Raw genomic sequence first — 15,633 nt, forward strand, 5'->3', positions numbered from 1 at the left:
CTCATGGACCAAGCCCTGCTTTCGTCTGCCGATCGGGAAATACTCGCTATCCTGCAGACAGATCCCCGCATTTCGATGGCCGCGCTCGCCGAGAAGACCAACAGTTCGGTCTCGCCGTGTTGGCGGCGGGTGAGGCGGATGGAGGAATCCGGCGTGATCGACGGCTATAGTCTTTTGCTGAACCGCAAAGCCCTCGGCCTTGGAATCGACGCGTTCGTATTCGTGAAGATCACTTCGCACCACGAGCGCGACGCCATTGAGTTCGAGCGTGCATTGCAGGTCGTGGATCAAGTGTTGTCGTGCTACATCCTCTCTGGGGAAGAGGATTATCTGTTGCGTGTGGTCGCAAGGGACCTCGACGCATTTGCCAATTTCAGTCGAAAAGTATTGGCCACGTTACCGCACGTGCGCGAAGTAAGGAGCGCGTTCGTCATGCATACAATCAAGGAGACGAACCGGCTGCCGCTAGCCCTATAGGGCGCTGCTCGGGGTTCGGGCAGTGGCAGCAGGCAAACGGGTCGGCAGGCGAAGACGGTTTGCGGCAGGAATAACGGTTGCGCCGGGTGAGGTGGGAGAACTTCCCTTCACAGGAGCACGATCATGCAAACCGACCCCACGATTGACCCCGTAGCCGATCCGTCAAACGAGCCGCTGGACGCGCCCGAAGAGCAGCCGCGTCCGCTGCCCGGTACGCCACCCGACACCGATCCGCTGGCGCCCGGCAGTTCTCCGGAAGACGAGGACGCTCTCGGGCAATCCCAAAAGCAGTCTTGGTTCAACGAGGCCAGTTCCCGGAATTAGGGAAACTACGCGTAAAAAGACGAACGGCCGTGCCGTTAGTGTGGATGGAAGGCTGTTCGATGCATTGCCGTCCGCTTTCAGCACAGGGTGAGTCACGCGGCGGTCGGCGCCGCAGATCACCTCCGGACACGCCCGTGCTGAAGGCTTCACTGAATAGCCATCGATATAAGTGCATGCTGCGCCTTCGCCCCGCCATTGCAAGAAAGCCGCCTGATGGGCGGCTTTTCATTTTCTCCCAATTACGCGAGCTCACAAATAAACGTGTGTATTCGCCGACAATAGCCGTCAGCTTAAGTTCCACGCTTTCTGCAATAAACTAACCGCGCAATTCTATGCGATCGATATTGCTTAATTAATAAGCAACTCGCTCCCGGTGCACCCGCGCTTTTTGCCTTCCCGATTACTTCACCCGTATTACGAGCTGTTGCATTCGCGCAACTTTATTTATTGAAAAGTTGCAAATTATTTATGGCTCGCGCAGACGCCCCTCCTGTCCCTTTTTGCAGTTTTTCGCTGGAATTCAATAACTTAGCCGCCGGCGGGGCGTGATTATTGCCGATCGTGCAAGACCGTGTTGTGAGAATTGCGCGCGCTGGTATTAGGGTGTCCCCCTACACTCACGCTTCGTTTAAAGGGTGCCCGGCCGTGCCACCAAGGTTCGGCGAAAGGGCGGCGGCGTGTCCGCGCGCTGTCGAGGCTGGTCCCGCTCCCCCACGAAAATTTATCGAACAGGAGTCCCACGCATGAAAAAGAGTCTCATCGTCGTTGCGGTTGCCGCATCGTTCGCTTCCGTCGCTCACGCACAAAGCAGCGTCACCCTGTACGGTCTGCTGGACGCAGGCGTGACCTACACGAGCAACGTTGCTCACAACTCGAAGTGGGCAGCCGGCAGCGGCGGCATCGACCAGAGCCGCTTCGGTCTGCGCGGCTCGGAAGACCTGGGCAACGGCCTGAAGGCAATCTTCACGTTGGAAAGCGGTTTTAACGTCAACAACGGCCGCTTCGCGAACAACAACGGCATGTTCAACCGTCAGGCATTTGTCGGTCTGTCGAGCGCGCAATTCGGTACCGTCACGCTGGGCCGTCAATACGACGCAGCGCAAGACTTCCTGGCACCGCTGACGGCAACGGGCAGCTGGGGCGGCACGTACTTCGCGCATCCGTTCAACAACGACAACCTGAACACGAACGGCGGCTTCGCGGTCAACAACTCGATCAAGTACTCGAGCGCCAACTACGCTGGCTTCACGTTCGGCGGCACGTACGGCTTCTCGAACCAGGCTGGCGCATTCGCGAACAACCGTGAATACAGCCTGGGCGCTGCATACCAGTGGCAAGGTCTGCGTTTGGGCGCTGCTTACGCGCAGCAGAACAACCCGGGCGCAACGAACGCAGCAGGCACGGCAAGCAACGGCGGCGCTACGGACGGCGGTTTCCTCGGCGCGACCGGCAACTTCCGTCAGCGTGAGTTCGGTGCAGCGGGTTCGTACTCGTTCGGCCCGGCAACCGTTGGTCTGGCATGGACGCAATCGCGTATCGACAACGTTGCAGGCGTTCAGCAATCGCTGCGCGCTAACAACTACGAAGTCAACGGCAAGTACAACCTGACTCCGGCTCTGGGCCTGGGCGTGGCGTACACGTTCACGGACGGCAAGGGCTACGGCGTTGCTGCAAACGGCGGCTCGACCTCGGTGCGTTACCACCAGATCGGCCTGCAGGCTGACTACGCGCTGTCGCGTCGTACGGACGTCTACGCACAAGCCGTGTACCAGCACGCAATGGGCGACGGCGGTGTCGCTTCGATCTACAGCGGCGACATCACGCAAGCTCCGTCGTCGTCGAAGAACCAGACGGCTGCTACGGTCGGTCTGCGTCACCGCTTCTAAGCTTCAGCAGAAGCTGCTTGTTGTACAGAAAGGTGCCCTTCGGGGCACCTTTTTTTATGCACGCGAGAAACGTGCATCAATGCAACTGTGACGCGACGGCCTGTTGCAGCTCGAGTTGCCGGATCAGGCCGGTTGCCCGACCTTGAACACGGCGACCGCCTCGCGCAACTGCCCGGTCTGCTCGTCCAGCGAACCGGCGGCGGCCGCTGCCTGCTCGACGAGTGCCGCGTTGCGCTGGGTGACGTCGTCCATCTGGCGAATCGCGAGGTTCACTTCGCCGATGCCGGAGCTTTGCTCCTTCGAGGCCGCCGAAATCTCATTCATGATCGCCGTGACGCGGCGCACGGCCTCGACCACTTCGCCGATGGTGCTGCCGGCCCGCCCGGCCAGCGTCGAACCTTCGCCGACCTGCTCGACGGACTGGTCGATCAGCACTTTGATTTCCTTGGCCGCTGTCGCGCTGCGCTGTGCGAGATTGCGAACTTCGCCCGCGACGACCGCAAAGCCGCGGCCTTCCTCGCCCGCGCGCGCCGCCTCCACGGCGGCATTGAGCGCAAGAATATTCGTCTGGAACGCAATGCCCTCGATCACGTTGATGATCTCGCCGATTTTGCGCGAACTCTCTGTAATGCCGGCCATTTTCTCGACGACGTCATTGACCACTTCGCCGCCGCGCGCGGCGATGCTAGAGGCGTCTTTTGCCAGACCGGAAGCCGTTGCGGCGTTGTCGGCGTTCTGCGTGACGGTCTTGGTCAGTTCGTCCATGCTGGCGGCGGTCTGCTGTAACGAAGCCGCCTGTTCCTCCGTGCGGCTCGACAGATCTAGGTTGCCGGCGGCGATTTCCCTGGATGCGACGGTGATCGTCTCAGCGGAAGTCTTGATGCGCGCGACTGTGGCTGCGAGTTGATCGCGCATTTCGCGCAGCGAGAACAGCAGACTGGCCGTGTCGCCGCGGCGCAGGTCGATAGGCGTCGCAAGGTCGCCACGAGCGATGCGCATCGCGATCTGCGCCGCCGCGGACGGCTCGCCGCCGATCGAGCGCGACACATTGCGCACCACACGCGACGCGACGAACGACACCAGCACGCCCAGCACCAGCAGCATGCCGCCCGAGCGCAATAGCGTTTCGTAGAACTGCGCCTGGATGTCGTCCATGTAGGCGCCGGCAATGAAGTCCCAGTTCCATGGCGCGAAGCGCTTCACGTAGCCGATTTTTTCGCTGGGCTTCGTCTCGCCGGGTTTCGGCCACCAGTAACGCAAATAGCCGGAGCCTGCCGCGGAGCCGCCCGCCGCGGCGATATCGTGGTAGAGCGCGGTGCCTTTCGCGTCGCGAAAGCCGCTCATGTCCTTGCCGTTGAGCTGCGGGCTCATCGGATGAGCGACCATCACAGAGTCGCCGCGCACGATCGTCACGTAGCCCGACATGCCGTAACGCTGCGCGGTGACGCGGGCGATGGCCTGCTGCTTGGCTTCGTCGACGGAAAGCTTGCCGGCGTCCGCCTGCTTCGCGTAATCCGCAACGATCGATGCCGCCATGTCGGTGACGTCCGCAAGAGCCGAGCGCCGCGCGTCCATCTGCGCGCTACGCGCGTCGAGCGCGTTGACTATGGTTACGATCAGCAGTGCTGCCCAGCAAAGCAGCAGCGGTACCCACAACTTCTGTTTCAGTGTCAGACGGTTCATTATCGGATTCGACAGTGCGTTGGATGCGGAATGGGATGCGCGGGCGAGGCCGCGCCATAGTTCGCATAACGGCTGTCGAGGCGGATTCTTTATCCGCGTGCCGACAAAACAGGCAGGGGAAAGAGCGGCTGCGCTTGCAGCGCCCTTCCAGAAAAGCGGCAAAAGTTCATAACGTCGAACTTTGCGCGTTCATGTGCGCCTTATTTGCGCGTCAACCGCGCGTGTCGACCCACTCGCGTGCCCAGCGTGCGGAATGCTGCAAGGCCTGTTCTTCGTCGGCGAAGTAATCGAGCGAATAGAACTGGTAGAGACCTTCCGCGCGGGCGCTGTCAGCGCGTTCGAGCAACAGGTTGGACGAGAAAGTACCATCTGGCAAACGATGCGCCGAGGGTTTGACGGCATAGCCGTTGTAATGATGAATATGTTTGTTTTGCATTTTGTATTTTAATAATGTGCGGGTGCGCGCCGCCGTGCGAAATTTCATTGAGTCGCGCGGACGAGCCGATTCAAAGCCATTGCGAGCCGAATCAGAACGCAGCCGGAAAGCTAAAAAAGGCGTGGAAGCCGAAAGGGGAATGAGGTGCAACGAGGCGTTTGGCGCTCGGGCGAATTGCGGATACAACTGCAACTCTGAAGCGATCGCGCGCCAACTGTGGGAGAGGAAACTCCGCGAGGATGTCGCTGCAGCCCGATGTCCGATGCCGGACACCGAGCCCTTCAAACTTTGCTTAGAGCGGCGTGATGTTGGCCGCTTGCAGACCCTTCGGGCCTTGCTTCGTTTCGAAGCTCACCTTCTGATTTTCAGCGAGCGTCTTGAAGCCATTGCCCTTGATTTCGGAGAAGTGCGCGAACAGGTCGTCGCCGCCCTTGTCCGGGGTGATGAAGCCAAAGCCTTTGCTGTCGTTGAACCACTTAACGGTACCGGTATCCATGAAGAACCCCTGAGGAAAGAAATAGAAAATGTGCTCTGTGAAAGAGCCGGAGAAGCGTCAAGGAGGGAGAGGACAACGAATACCGCTGAGGAGCGAGACATTGATGAACAGCAATCGAACTTCTTGAACTTCGGGTGCCACAGTAACCGCTGCGGCACACCAGCGTCAACAGTTAACTTGTAACTGTTCTGGTGTGCCGTTCGGGGTTAGTGCCGCTGGGGGTTTGCTATGTGGCCCCGTTTGGGGCTCGCTTGGGCCTTGCTTTGGCCTTGCTTTGGCCTTGCTTTGGCCTTGCTGTGGTCTCGCTCTCGTCGCGCTTGCGGCTCGGTCTTTCGTGGACTGAAGCGAGGCCGCTGAGGCCAGGCCGCATGCATAGGCACGAGATCATCAGATCCCCACTTTGTGCGCCGTCACGATCAGGCGCAAGCCGAGCGCGGCGACTGCACTCGCGGCGATGCGGTCGATCCACGCTTTCCACTGCAGATAGATTTCGCGCGGACGCCGACTTGAAAAGCACAATGCGACGATCGTGTACCAGCCCGCCTCGATGCCGAAGATCGCGGGCGGCAATGCGAAATAGCACCACAGCGGCGGATGCTGCGGCAAAAGCGCCGCGAAAATGCTGCCGTAGTAAACCGCTGTCTTGGGATTGCTGAGTTGTGTGCTGAGGCCAACCCAGAAAGACTTACGTGGATTAGTCGAGGCGCTTTGGCCGGCGTCGAATGCAAGCGGTTTGGCGGCGCCGCGCCAGATCTTCGAGGCCAGATAAATAAGGTAGAGTCCGCCGGCCACTTTCAGGCCGATATAAAGCCATTCGACGGTGGCGAGCAACGTGTACAAGCCGAGCAGGGCAATACCGCTAAAGAACACGCCGCCGATTCCCATGCCGAGCGCCGTGGCCAGACCGTCGCCGCGCGACAGACCAATTGAATTCCTCGCGACGATGACGAAGCTCGGTCCCGGACTCATTGCGCCTAATAGCAGCGCGACAAGAATGGTGAGGATGGCGGTTGAGGCTGGCATGGTCGTGTCTCCTTGGGCGGTCTGGTGCGGTCCATTGCTGTCTATTGCTGTCTATCGCTTCTGAATAGGCAACGTCGTTGAAACATAGCATGGGCGCCGGCGTTCTGCGTCCGCTTTATTGAATCGTTTTCGCACACAGGTAGTCATCATGCAATAAGCAATAAGAAGCTCTACGCAACGCAAGAACGTACACGCTGGCTGCAAGCAGAATTATTTGAATGCTAGAATCGCCTTCCATACGCTGAAGCTGCTTCGGGACACCGGGGCACGAGGTGCAGTTCGAGCAGTAGCGGCGAATTCCCCAAATCCTGGATTGGCTGTGCATGATTTCCGCATGCGATTTTCTGCGCATCGGGAGATGCGTTGCAAGCTTAACTTGCGCGCAATTCATGTCCGTCATTCGTGAATACCGGAAGGCTTCGCATTCTTTTAGCCAGATCTTTTTCTTTCCACCGCGAGCATTATTAGCTGCGACACCGGTACTTATGAAAGAGCGAGAAGAACAACAGCGGCTGTTCGACCTCGACGGGAATGCGCGTGAGCGCCTGATCGTATGGATACGCCGGCGCATGGACGAATACGGCATCACGATCGAAGCGCTCGCCGAGTCGATTGAAGCAGACGCCACCGCTACACGCGCGGTCATTTATCGCGATGCATTCGGTAATACGTGGGACGGACATGGCGAGAAACCGGACCGGCTCGCGCGCGCGATTTACGCGGGGCAAAACATCGAGCACTTTCGCTGCTGAGCGCGAGCCGGATTCGTTGCAGCGCGTGCCGGTTGCCGGCCAACCCGCGTGGACTTCTGCCGTTGATCGTGTGCGCGATCTCCCTCAACATTTCGGCTCGTTGCCGATGGCGCGCTCGCTGCGTTTTCCTTCTGCACGTGATCTGTATCCGCCACTGGCTGCGTTGCTCATTGCGATAATCGGTGTCCGCTTTTTCAGCGGGCGCGAAAAAAAGCCCGCGCAAGGCGGGCTCAACTACTCGGAGGTTCGCGATCCAGTCGCTGGACGGATCTCTTTCAGTGTAGATGAAGGCTATATGAAAGTGGGAGAAATCCGCGTTACAGGTCGAAAAACACCGTTTCCTTGTCGCCTTGCATATAGATGTCGAAGCGATACACGTTGGCCGTGTCCGGATCGCGGCGTGCAATCAGCGTATCGCGTCGATCAGCCGGAACCGCCGCCAATACAGGATCGCGTTCGTTGGCTTGCGCTTCGTCCTCGAAATAGATGCGCGTGAACGTGTGCAGCAGCATGCCCCGCATCGTGACGATCACGTTCAGATGCGGCGCCTCGTCCGCGCTCACGCGGCCAGGCTTGACCGTCTCCACAATGAAGCGCTTATGCGGGTCCGTGCCCGTGCCGACGCGCGCAAAGCCGCGAAAACCTGTCTTCAGGATTTCCTCGCGCGATTCCGGATAGTGGCCATTCGCGTCCACTTGCGACACTTCCAGCATGGCATCGCCGATCACCTTGCCGTCGCCGTCGAACACTTGGCCGACAATCGCGATGTGTTCGCCGGCCGCCTCACGGTCTGCCAGAACCGGTGTGAAGAGGCTCTTGAAGTCGAAGTCGTATTGCTGCGGGCACAGGCCGTACGCGAAGTACGGTCCAACCGTCTGCGAGGGCGTTTGCTTGAGAGTGGTCATGGCTTAGCGCTCCATCGGAGTTTCATTGCGGCCGCGCAGCACGATGTCGAAGTCGTAGCCGAGCGCGTAGGACTCTTGCGTGGTGTCGAGCGAGAAGTTCGCGATCAGCCGGTCGCGCGCGTGTTCGGGCGTGCCCTGGAAGATCGGATCGAACGCCAGCAGCGGGTCGCCGGGAAAATACATTTGCGTGACGAGGCGTGAGCCGAAATGCTCGCCGAACAGCGAGAAGTGAATGTGATTCGGACGCCACGCGTTCGGGTGATTGCCCCAGGGATACGCGCCAGGCTTGATGGTCAGGAAACGATAGCGCCCTTCGTTATCCGTCAGGCAGCGGCCGGCGCCGAGGAAGTTCGGATCGAGCGGCGCGTCGTGCTGATCGACCTTGTGCACGTAGCGGCCGGCGGCATTCGCCTGCCAGATTTCGACGAGCGTATTGCGTACCGGGCGGCCGCCTTCGTCGAGCACGCGACCCGTCACGATAATGCGTTCGCCGAGCGGCTCGCCATTACGAACAGCGTTGCGCGTGAGGTCGTTATCGAGCGCGCCGAGGTCTTCGGTGCCGTAGACGGGCACGCGCTGGTCGCGCAGCTTTTCCTTCAGTGGAATCAGCGGACGGGTTGGGCCGCGTTTGACCGACGAACCGTAGCCGGGATAGATGTACTCGGGATGCGACGCGAAATCGCGCGCGCTGAGAAAGGAATCGTCCATCGATGTCTCCTTCGGGGATTGCGGGATACGTCGTTATGGAGTGACTTTATCCAAACTGTCCGGTTATGAAAAATGACGTTTTGGCGTTTTTGATATAACCTGCCGTTATGCAACGCAGCCTCGCGGACAGCCGCGTCAAATTCCGTCACCTTCAATGCTTTCTGGCCGTGGCCCAATTCGGGAGCGTTCAGCGGGCAGCTGGCAGCCTGTCGATCACGCAACCTGCCGTCTCGAAGACGGTCGCCGAACTCGAAGCCATTCTCGGCGTGAAACTGTTCGAGCGCGGCCGTCACGGAGCCGTGCCGACGCGCGAGGGGCAGCTTTTCATGCCGCACGCGAGCGCTTGCGTCAGCGCGTTGCGCCAGGGCGTGGATCTGCTCGCACGCGCGGAAGGCGCGGCCGCGGCCACGCTCGAAGTCGGAATTCTGCCGACCGTAGCCGGCGCGTTGATGCCGCCCGTTCTCAAGCGTTTTGCGTCGCTCTGGCCGCGCGTGATCGTGCGTCTGGCAACGGGCGCGAACCCCGAATTGCTCGAGCGTCTGAAAGCGGGCACGATCGAGTTCGCAGTCGGGCGGCTCGCGGACCCCGAGCGAATGGTCGGGCTCAGCTTCGAGCAGTTGTTCAGCGAGCCGCTGATCGCCGTCGTGCGCGCGGGGCATCCGCTCGACGCCGCTGCGGGCTTGCCGTCCGCTGCATTGCAGGACTTTCCTGTGGTGTTGCCGCCGTTCGGCACGCTGATCCGGCAGTCGGCGGACAGCCTGCTGAGCGCGTGGGGCGTGCTGCCGTTGTCGGCGTTCGTCGAGGTGTTGTCGGTTTCGACGGGGCGCGCGTTGACGCTACAGAACGACGCTGTCTGGTTCGTGCCGCTGAGCGCGGTGGAGTACGAGCTGGCGCACGGCATGTTCGTGCGTTTGCCTCTGCCGTTTGCGGGCACGGACGAACCGGTCGGGCTGATCCGGCGCTCCGACACGCAGCCTTCCCCAGTGGGACGAGCGTTTATCGACGCCGTGCGGGAGGTCGCGCAATTGCGGATGGCGGCGAGCGTCGGCAAGCCGGCGAGCAAGGTGGCGCGCAAGCGCGTGCGCCGCGCCGCGCCGGCGAGCTAGCCGGGTCACCGCTCGCCCAGCGCAGCAGTTGCAATCGCGAATCCTGACTGTGGTGAACCATCCGGTACAAAATGAAGTTGCGAATCTGGCGCGAGCCGGTGTAAAAACACGGTGCAAAAGCGGCCGCGAGCCCGCGCGAGGGCGCGTCACATCGCTCCGGCAGTGTCACACTGTGAATGGAGCAGTACGGCTTGCACCGCGATCAGCAACATGATCAGCAACACGGGAACCAGCGTCGAAAGACAATACAAGGAGATTGCCATGCCCAGCGACTTGCCCACTCCAGAGGCCGCGCTACGCGCCGTTTCGGCGCCTGAGCACAATCCGCTCGGCACCGCCGGCCTCGAATTCGTGGAGTTCGCCTCGCGCGATCCGCAGGCGCTTGGCGACACGTTTACCCGGCTCGGCTTCAAGGCGATTGCGCGCCACGTGAGCAAGGACGTCACGCTGTACCGGCAGGGCGAAATGAATTTCCTGATCAATGCGGAGCCCGACTCGTTTGCCGCGCGTTATGCCGAAGAGTACGGTGCGGGCATTTGCGCGATCGGCATTCGCGTGGCCGATGCGCAGCGCGCTTTCGATCGCGCCATCGAACTCGGAGCGTGGGCCTTCGAAGGCGAGAGAATCGGCGCCGGCGAGTTGCTGATTCCCGCGATTCAGGGCATTGGCGATTCGCACATCTACTTCGTCGACCGTTGGCGCGGGCGCGGCGGCCAGCGCGGCGGGCTTGGCGACATCTCCATCTTCGACATCGACTTCCGTCCAATACAGATCGACACTGCGCATGCCGACCTGAGCCACGCGGGCACTGGCCTTGTCGCGGTGGATCATCTGACGCAAACGGTCGGCGCAGGCCGCATGCAGGAGTGGCTCGACTTCTACCGCGACCTGCTGAATTTCCGCGAGATTCACGAGCTCCACGCCAACTGGCATGTGTCGGCCGAATCGCGCGTGATGGTGTCGCCGTGCGGCGCGATCCGCATTCCGCTGTATGAAGAGGGCACACGCCGGACAGATCTGATGCACGAGTACCTGCCCGATCATCCCGGCGAAGGCGTGCAGCATATTGCACTTGCCACGGACGATATCTTTGCTTGCGTCGAGCAGTTGCTTGCAAACGGCGTTGAATTCGTCGAGCCGCCGCCGCGCTACTACGAACAGCTCGATGCGCGTTTGCCGGGGCACGGCCTCGACGTTGAGCGGCTAAAACGCACGCATGTTCTCGTGGATGGCGAGATCGGCGCCGACGGCGTGCCGCAACTCTTTTTCCAGACTTTCGTGCGCCGCCGCGCCGGCGAGATTTTCTTCGAGATCGTTCAACGCCAGGGTCATCATGGATTCGGCGAAGGCAACCTTAGCGCACTCGCGCAGGCGCGTGCGTAACCCGGGAATAGCGCTATTTTTTTGAGGATTCGTCGTGGGCCGGCGCTTGTGGAATGTCGGCACTCGTCGCCATCCATAATACTTCGGCATCCTCTTCACTTGTCGAGACCGCGGCGTGACCAGTGCGGCTGTCGAAGTAGAGACTATCGCCGGCGTTCAGATGCGTCGGCGCATACAGCTCGGAATAGAGGCACACGCTGCCGCTGATCACGTATAGGAACTCCTCGCCTTCGTGACGGCCCCAGTCGTCGAAGGCGTCGAGCGTATGCGCCGAAATGCGGATGCGAAACGGCAGCATCGCCTTGTGCGCAAGATCGGTCGCGAGCAATTCCATTTGATAGCCGCGATAGGCGTGGCGCTGCCCTTCGTCTTTGCGCGTCAACGCGCGACGTCCGCTTGCGCTGACCTTGGGCGTCGAACCGAACAACTCGCCGATTTCAATCTTCAGACCGAGGACGATTTTTTGCAGCACGTCGAAAGTGGGGGACATAAGGCCGTTTTCGACCTTGGAGAGTGTCGAGCGCGAGACGCCGCAAAGGCGGCTTGCGGTTTCTAGCGTCAGGTCCTGCGACTGACGGGCGGCTCGCACGCGCCGGCCGAGGTCGGTGGTAGACGGTTCGACGGGCTTGGTGGTGTTTGTGTCCATGGATTGCTACGCTTATTGCTGCGTTGTTGCTCGCGTGGTCGCGTTTGACGGCGACTGTGGAATGTTTCCGATAATAACATTCGAGCCCCCCCGGCGACCGTGCGATGCGGGCGTTGGTCGCGGCTTCGACGTTTTAAGCGGCTGAGAGCGTGGCTTTCTGATTGGAAACCCATGTGGGGATGCGAGCCTGGTTTCAGGGAATCACGCGCGCAGAAAGCCGCTTCGCAAAGCGCAGCGCTCGCCGCAAACGGCCGCTTATGCGCGCGAGCAGTCGCTCAACTGGCATCTTCATGAGGCGGGCGAATCGTGCGCGTGTTGCACGGCTTGGCCGGAGTGAAACGACCGCGCGGCGCCTAACTCCCAATCATCTTCTTTGCTTTTTTCTTCCTCGCGCCCGGCTCAACCCCAACGCGCGAGTCTCGTCTGCTAACCAGCTTAACCACCGCGCCGGCAATCGCTTCAAAGTCCTCATTCTTCTGCGACAGATAAAGCCATTTGCCCAGCACAGGATGCGGCGCGAGTTCTGGCAGCTCGCCAATAAGACCAGCGTGCCGCTCACGCGACGTACACACCAGCAGTCCATTCCATGGCTCTTCGCCGTCGCCGACCGCGAGGCACAGCAGGCCATCCATATAAGCGGCTTCAAAGCCGAACAGGCGCTTTCTCATGAAGCCGGGATCGTCCTCGAAAGGATCAAAGACCCACAGCAATGAATTCTTGACGGTCGATCCCATAGGCGCTCCCTTTTTCCGGGCATCAATCTTAGATCGAATGGAGCGAAAGCGCTTCTTGGGTACCAATGAAAAAGGCGCAGTCCGCATGAACTGCGCCTTTCAACGCATAGCAAATAACGAAAAGAAAGTAAGACCCGCCGTTACTGAGCCGGCGTGCCGGACCCTGATTGCGAGGTTCCCGTCGCTGTCGAACCGTACCCGGTGGTCTCGCTTTGAGCCATTGCATTCTGCGCGGCAACGCGGGCTTCCGCCGCCTGAATATCGGCGGGGTAGTTCGCATCCACCGCAGTCGCCGGGTTATAACCGGCCTGTTGAATCTGCTTCAACTGCGCCTTGACTTCGGCGCGCGTGAGCGGCTGCTCGGACTGTGCAAACGATGCCACCGGCGCGGCCAGTACAACGAAAAGCGTGACGGCCTTGATCAGTGTGTTCATGATGCTTCCCTCCGGGGATGATGTCTTCGGATGCCGCAACGGATCGTCGGCACCATGCGCGGATTGTAGGAAGCGGTTATTCCAGGGAAAACCCCCAATACAGTAATTCACTCTTGCAGCAATTGATAAGTCGGCGCGCTGTAATGGAGCGCGTAAACAATGAAGGCTTCTTGTCAAACGCCCTCGCGCACGCCAACGCGATACGCGGTAACCTGGCGGTACGTGCGGCCCGGCCGCAGAATGAGTTCTTCGTGTTCCGCCGGCATGTTCACCTGATTCGGAAAGCCGCCCGCTTCGAGACAGAGGCCGGCATGCGCGTGATAGGCAACTCCGCCGCGTCCCGCCTCGCCTTTCAACCAGTTGCCGCTGTAAAACTGCAAGCCGCGCTGATCGGTCGACACAGTCATTTCGCGGCCGCTGGCCGGGTCATAAAGGCAGGCGACTTCACGCACACTGCCCGCGCCGTCCGCCGCATCGCGCAATACGTAGCAGTGGTCGAATCCGCCTGCCTGCACGAGCTGCGAGTGCGGCCAGTCGAGGCGGGCGCCGATTGGCGCGCTTTGCCGGAAGTCGAAAGCGTTGCCCGCCACGTCGGCGAGTCTTGATGGGATCATGGCTGCGTCGACTTCGAAGAACTGATCGGCGTCGATTGACAGCATATGTCCGCGAATATCCGTGCCTGGCCGGCCCGTCAGATTGAAGTACCCGTGACTCGTGAGATTGAGCGGCGTGGCGGCGTCGGTAATGGCTTCGTACTCGATGGTCAACGTGCCGTCGTCGTCGAGCGTATAGCGCACTTGTGTTGTGACATTGCCGGGAAAGCCGGCGTCGCCTTCTGGCGACTCCAGTCGCATGAGCAATGAGCCATGGTCTTCGCTCACGTCCCATATCGCACGATGAAAGCCGACGCTACCGCCATGCAGGAGCTTCGTGCCTTCATTGCGGTCGAGCGTATATTCGATGCCATCAAGCGTAAAGCGCGCGTCGGCAATTCGGTTGGCCCAGCGGCCGATCAGGCCGCCCATATAAGTTGTGGCCGCAACATATTGAGCAGGCGTATCGTGGCCGAGCAGAATATCGCCGAGACGTCCCGCACGATCCGGCGCATGCCACGAAACGAGCGTCGCGCCAAGATCGCTGATTGCGACCTTCATGCCGTGCGCATTGCGCAGCGTGAAGAGCGACACAGGGTCTGCGCCGTTGAGCGTGCCCCATGATTCGGAAGAAAGTTGTGCGATGCTGATCATGTCGTCGAAAAGAAATAAAAGAGTAAAGGCATGCTCAGCCTGGCGTCGAAGCCTCAGTGGAGTTCGCGCGCTCCTGATACTCGCGCGGCGTGCATCCAAGTTCACGACGAAATACCGCGTACATGTATTGCAGCGACGTGAAGCCGCAACGTATTGCCACTTCCGCACTCGACGCATCGCGCTTCGCGAGTAGTGCTTTTGCGACATCGAGTTTATGGCGCAAGATTTCCTGGTGGACGGTGCACTTTCTCTCGCGCCGGAAGTACTCCTCGAGCGATGAGCGCGACACGCCTACATAGTCCGCAACCTGCTCGGTGCGAATACCCTGGCACGCGTACTGACGGATAAAATGGCGTGCCCGCATCACGTACGGACTCGCGAGCGGTTGGTGCTTCGTCGATTCGAGCACGTTGATACCGACGGGCGGCACGAGAATGCGCCTCCCCGGAAAACGTGCGCCACGCAGCATCTGGTGCAGAAGGTGAGCTGCAGTGCGGCCCATTTCCTCAGTGCCCTGAATGACCGAAGAAAGCGGAATGCGCGTCAGTGTGCGCGTGAGCGGGTCGTTGTCGATGCCGATAATCGCCACTTCCTCGGGCACCGGAATGCCCGCTATCAGACACGCTTGCAGCAAATGCCGCGCACGTGCATCGGTCACCGCAATGATGCCGACCGGCTTCGGCAAGTCGCGCAGCCATGCCGTGAGTTGTTCGGTCGCCTGGTTCCACGAAGGCGCGCTGGTCGACAGGCCGCGATAAATTTCGCTGTGAATCTGCTCTGCGCTGTGGCCGTCCGCACTACGTAAATGAGCGAACGCGAGTTCGCGCTGCTGCGCCCAGCGGTTCTCTTGCGCTTGGGGCAGGCTGTAAAGCGCAAAGTGCTCGAGGCCCGCGCCGATCAGATGCGTGTAGGCGAGCGAGACGAGCTTGCTGTTATCGGTCGCGATATAGGGTAAGTCCGGAGGGTACTGCGCCGGGTCCTCGAATGACGATCCCACCGCGACCACCGGCAACGGGCAATCGCGCAGCGCTTCGCTCACCGCGGGATCGTCGAAATCGGCGATGATGCCGTCGCCGTCAAAGCGCTCGATGCCCGTCAGGCGGCAGCGAAAGTCTTCCTCGAGAAACAGGTCCCAGGCCACGCGCGTGGACAGCAGGTAGTTGCCGATGCCGGTAATGATCTCGCGGTCGTAGACCTTGTTCGCATTGAACAGCAGCGCGATGCGATGCGTGGTCTGTGGTGTTTGCGGACGGGTCATGGCGGTGAGCGGCATGCGGATCGTAAAACCCACAGTACCTTGTCTCCTTGGTCCTTGTTTTTAAGCGTCCAGTTATTCTAGGCCGCGAATCGCGCGCCGGTGCAAAACAAAATGGCAGGCGGTAAGAAACATCAA

17 protein-coding genes are annotated in these 15,633 nt (G+C 60.5%); 6 read left to right on the forward strand and 11 right to left on the reverse strand.

Translation table 11 applies throughout. The annotated features are described in order from the left end of the window. Positions 1-3 precede the first annotated feature (3 nt). The 3 genes from A3AC_RS0127595 to A3AC_RS0127600 all read left to right on the forward strand — a co-directional run bounded on the left by A3AC_RS0127595 (position 4) and on the right by A3AC_RS0127600 (position 2,687). Positions 4-477: an Lrp/AsnC family transcriptional regulator gene (locus A3AC_RS0127595; protein WP_025602693.1), complete on the forward strand. Its 474-nt coding sequence runs from the start codon at positions 4-6 to the stop codon at positions 475-477. A 123-nt stretch (positions 478-600) separates the two neighbouring features. Further along, the gene (locus A3AC_RS29570) at positions 601-801 is read left to right on the forward strand and encodes a hypothetical protein (protein WP_035476003.1); all 201 of its coding nucleotides are present in this window, start codon (positions 601-603) and stop codon (positions 799-801) included. A 743-nt stretch (positions 802-1,544) separates the two neighbouring features. Beyond that, complete coding sequence (locus A3AC_RS0127600; RefSeq protein WP_025602695.1) at positions 1,545-2,687, forward strand: porin; 1,143 nt, start codon at positions 1,545-1,547, stop codon at positions 2,685-2,687. Positions 2,688-2,810: 123 nt separating this feature from the next. Here the strand turns inward: A3AC_RS0127600 and A3AC_RS0127605 are convergent, their stop codons facing one another. The 4 genes from A3AC_RS0127605 to A3AC_RS0127620 all read right to left on the reverse strand — a co-directional run bounded on the left by A3AC_RS0127605 (position 2,811) and on the right by A3AC_RS0127620 (position 6,325). After that, a complete protein-coding gene (locus A3AC_RS0127605) occupies positions 2,811-4,370 on the reverse strand; it encodes a methyl-accepting chemotaxis protein (protein ID WP_025602697.1) in 1,560 nt (519 codons plus the stop codon). A gap of 211 nt (positions 4,371-4,581) precedes the next feature. Further along, positions 4,582-4,806, reverse strand: a complete 225-nt coding sequence (locus A3AC_RS0127610) for a hypothetical protein (RefSeq protein ID WP_025602699.1) — start codon at positions 4,804-4,806, stop codon at positions 4,582-4,584. Between the two features lie 292 nt (positions 4,807-5,098). Continuing rightward, the gene (locus tag A3AC_RS0127615) at positions 5,099-5,302 is read right to left on the reverse strand and encodes a cold-shock protein (RefSeq protein ID WP_013341906.1); all 204 of its coding nucleotides are present in this window, start codon (positions 5,300-5,302) and stop codon (positions 5,099-5,101) included. 387 nt (positions 5,303-5,689) lie between these two features. Beyond that, the gene (locus A3AC_RS0127620; protein WP_025602701.1) at positions 5,690-6,325 is read right to left on the reverse strand and encodes a LysE family translocator; all 636 of its coding nucleotides are present in this window, start codon (positions 6,323-6,325) and stop codon (positions 5,690-5,692) included. Between the two features lie 485 nt (positions 6,326-6,810). On the opposite strand from A3AC_RS0127620, the gene A3AC_RS0127625 reads away from it, so the two are divergent. Then, the gene (locus A3AC_RS0127625) at positions 6,811-7,077 is read left to right on the forward strand and encodes an H-NS family nucleoid-associated regulatory protein (protein WP_025602703.1); all 267 of its coding nucleotides are present in this window, start codon (positions 6,811-6,813) and stop codon (positions 7,075-7,077) included. Between the two features lie 317 nt (positions 7,078-7,394). Here A3AC_RS0127625 and pcaG read toward each other — a convergent pair whose 3' ends face one another. Then, positions 7,395-7,982: a protocatechuate 3,4-dioxygenase subunit alpha gene (pcaG, locus tag A3AC_RS0127630; protein ID WP_025602705.1), complete on the reverse strand. Its 588-nt coding sequence runs from the start codon at positions 7,980-7,982 to the stop codon at positions 7,395-7,397. Between the two features lie 3 nt (positions 7,983-7,985). Beyond that, positions 7,986-8,690 (reverse strand): protocatechuate 3,4-dioxygenase subunit beta, encoded by a 705-nt coding sequence (gene pcaH / locus A3AC_RS0127635; protein WP_025602707.1) that lies wholly within the window; start codon positions 8,688-8,690, stop codon positions 7,986-7,988. A gap of 107 nt (positions 8,691-8,797) precedes the next feature. On the opposite strand from pcaH, the gene pcaQ reads away from it, so the two are divergent. Together pcaQ and A3AC_RS0127645 are read left to right on the forward strand one after the other, a co-directional pair. Beyond that, entirely contained in the window at positions 8,798-9,796 is a 999-nt protein-coding gene (gene pcaQ, locus A3AC_RS0127640) for a pca operon transcription factor PcaQ (protein ID WP_025602708.1), read from the forward strand. A 261-nt stretch (positions 9,797-10,057) separates the two neighbouring features. Next, positions 10,058-11,179: a 4-hydroxyphenylpyruvate dioxygenase family protein gene (locus A3AC_RS0127645; protein ID WP_025602709.1), complete on the forward strand. Its 1,122-nt coding sequence runs from the start codon at positions 10,058-10,060 to the stop codon at positions 11,177-11,179. 13 nt (positions 11,180-11,192) lie between these two features. Here the strand turns inward: A3AC_RS0127645 and A3AC_RS0127650 are convergent, their stop codons facing one another. The 5 genes from A3AC_RS0127650 to A3AC_RS0127670 all read right to left on the reverse strand — a co-directional run bounded on the left by A3AC_RS0127650 (position 11,193) and on the right by A3AC_RS0127670 (position 15,498). Then, positions 11,193-11,825, reverse strand: a complete 633-nt coding sequence (locus A3AC_RS0127650; protein ID WP_025602711.1) for a helix-turn-helix domain-containing protein — start codon at positions 11,823-11,825, stop codon at positions 11,193-11,195. A gap of 353 nt (positions 11,826-12,178) precedes the next feature. Continuing rightward, a complete protein-coding gene (locus tag A3AC_RS0127655; protein ID WP_025602712.1) occupies positions 12,179-12,559 on the reverse strand; it encodes a hypothetical protein in 381 nt (126 codons plus the stop codon). Between the two features lie 140 nt (positions 12,560-12,699). Continuing rightward, the gene (locus A3AC_RS0127660; protein WP_025602713.1) at positions 12,700-12,993 is read right to left on the reverse strand and encodes a DUF4148 domain-containing protein; all 294 of its coding nucleotides are present in this window, start codon (positions 12,991-12,993) and stop codon (positions 12,700-12,702) included. A gap of 173 nt (positions 12,994-13,166) precedes the next feature. Then, the gene (locus A3AC_RS0127665) at positions 13,167-14,240 is read right to left on the reverse strand and encodes an aldose epimerase family protein (RefSeq protein WP_025602714.1); all 1,074 of its coding nucleotides are present in this window, start codon (positions 14,238-14,240) and stop codon (positions 13,167-13,169) included. A gap of 34 nt (positions 14,241-14,274) precedes the next feature. Continuing rightward, positions 14,275-15,498, reverse strand: coding sequence for a XylR family transcriptional regulator (locus A3AC_RS0127670; protein ID WP_025602715.1), 1,224 nt, complete (start codon positions 15,496-15,498; stop codon positions 14,275-14,277). Positions 15,499-15,633 lie beyond the last annotated feature (135 nt).

The organism is Burkholderia sp. WSM2230 (assembly GCF_000472445.1).
In the GTDB taxonomy this organism is placed as follows: Bacteria; Pseudomonadota; Gammaproteobacteria; order Burkholderiales; family Burkholderiaceae; genus Paraburkholderia.

Bases quoted from the DNA above. Each gene is read 5' to 3' on its own strand.
- A3AC_RS0127595 (WP_025602693.1), top strand. From the start codon at position 4: ATGGACCAAGCCCTGCTTTCGTCTGCCGATCGGGAAATACTCGCTATC.
- A3AC_RS29570 (WP_035476003.1), top strand. From the start codon at position 601: ATGCAAACCGACCCCACGATTGACCCCGTAGCCGATCCGTCAAACGAG.
- A3AC_RS0127600 (WP_025602695.1), top strand. From the start codon at position 1,545: ATGAAAAAGAGTCTCATCGTCGTTGCGGTTGCCGCATCGTTCGCTTCC.
- A3AC_RS0127605 (WP_025602697.1), bottom strand. From the start codon at position 4,370: ATGAACCGTCTGACACTGAAACAGAAGTTGTGGGTACCGCTGCTGCTT.
- A3AC_RS0127610 (WP_025602699.1), bottom strand. From the start codon at position 4,806: ATGCAAAACAAACATATTCATCATTACAACGGCTATGCCGTCAAACCC.
- A3AC_RS0127615 (WP_013341906.1), bottom strand. From the start codon at position 5,302: ATGGATACCGGTACCGTTAAGTGGTTCAACGACAGCAAAGGCTTTGGC.
- A3AC_RS0127620 (WP_025602701.1), bottom strand. From the start codon at position 6,325: ATGCCAGCCTCAACCGCCATCCTCACCATTCTTGTCGCGCTGCTATTA.
- A3AC_RS0127625 (WP_025602703.1), top strand. From the start codon at position 6,811: ATGAAAGAGCGAGAAGAACAACAGCGGCTGTTCGACCTCGACGGGAAT.
- pcaG (WP_025602705.1), bottom strand. From the start codon at position 7,982: ATGACCACTCTCAAGCAAACGCCCTCGCAGACGGTTGGACCGTACTTC.
- pcaH (WP_025602707.1), bottom strand. From the start codon at position 8,690: ATGGACGATTCCTTTCTCAGCGCGCGCGATTTCGCGTCGCATCCCGAG.
- pcaQ (WP_025602708.1), top strand. From the start codon at position 8,798: ATGCAACGCAGCCTCGCGGACAGCCGCGTCAAATTCCGTCACCTTCAA.
- A3AC_RS0127645 (WP_025602709.1), top strand. From the start codon at position 10,058: ATGCCCAGCGACTTGCCCACTCCAGAGGCCGCGCTACGCGCCGTTTCG.
- A3AC_RS0127650 (WP_025602711.1), bottom strand. From the start codon at position 11,825: ATGGACACAAACACCACCAAGCCCGTCGAACCGTCTACCACCGACCTC.
- A3AC_RS0127655 (WP_025602712.1), bottom strand. From the start codon at position 12,559: ATGGGATCGACCGTCAAGAATTCATTGCTGTGGGTCTTTGATCCTTTC.
- A3AC_RS0127660 (WP_025602713.1), bottom strand. From the start codon at position 12,993: ATGAACACACTGATCAAGGCCGTCACGCTTTTCGTTGTACTGGCCGCG.
- A3AC_RS0127665 (WP_025602714.1), bottom strand. From the start codon at position 14,240: ATGATCAGCATCGCACAACTTTCTTCCGAATCATGGGGCACGCTCAAC.
- A3AC_RS0127670 (WP_025602715.1), bottom strand. From the start codon at position 15,498: ATGACCCGTCCGCAAACACCACAGACCACGCATCGCATCGCGCTGCTG.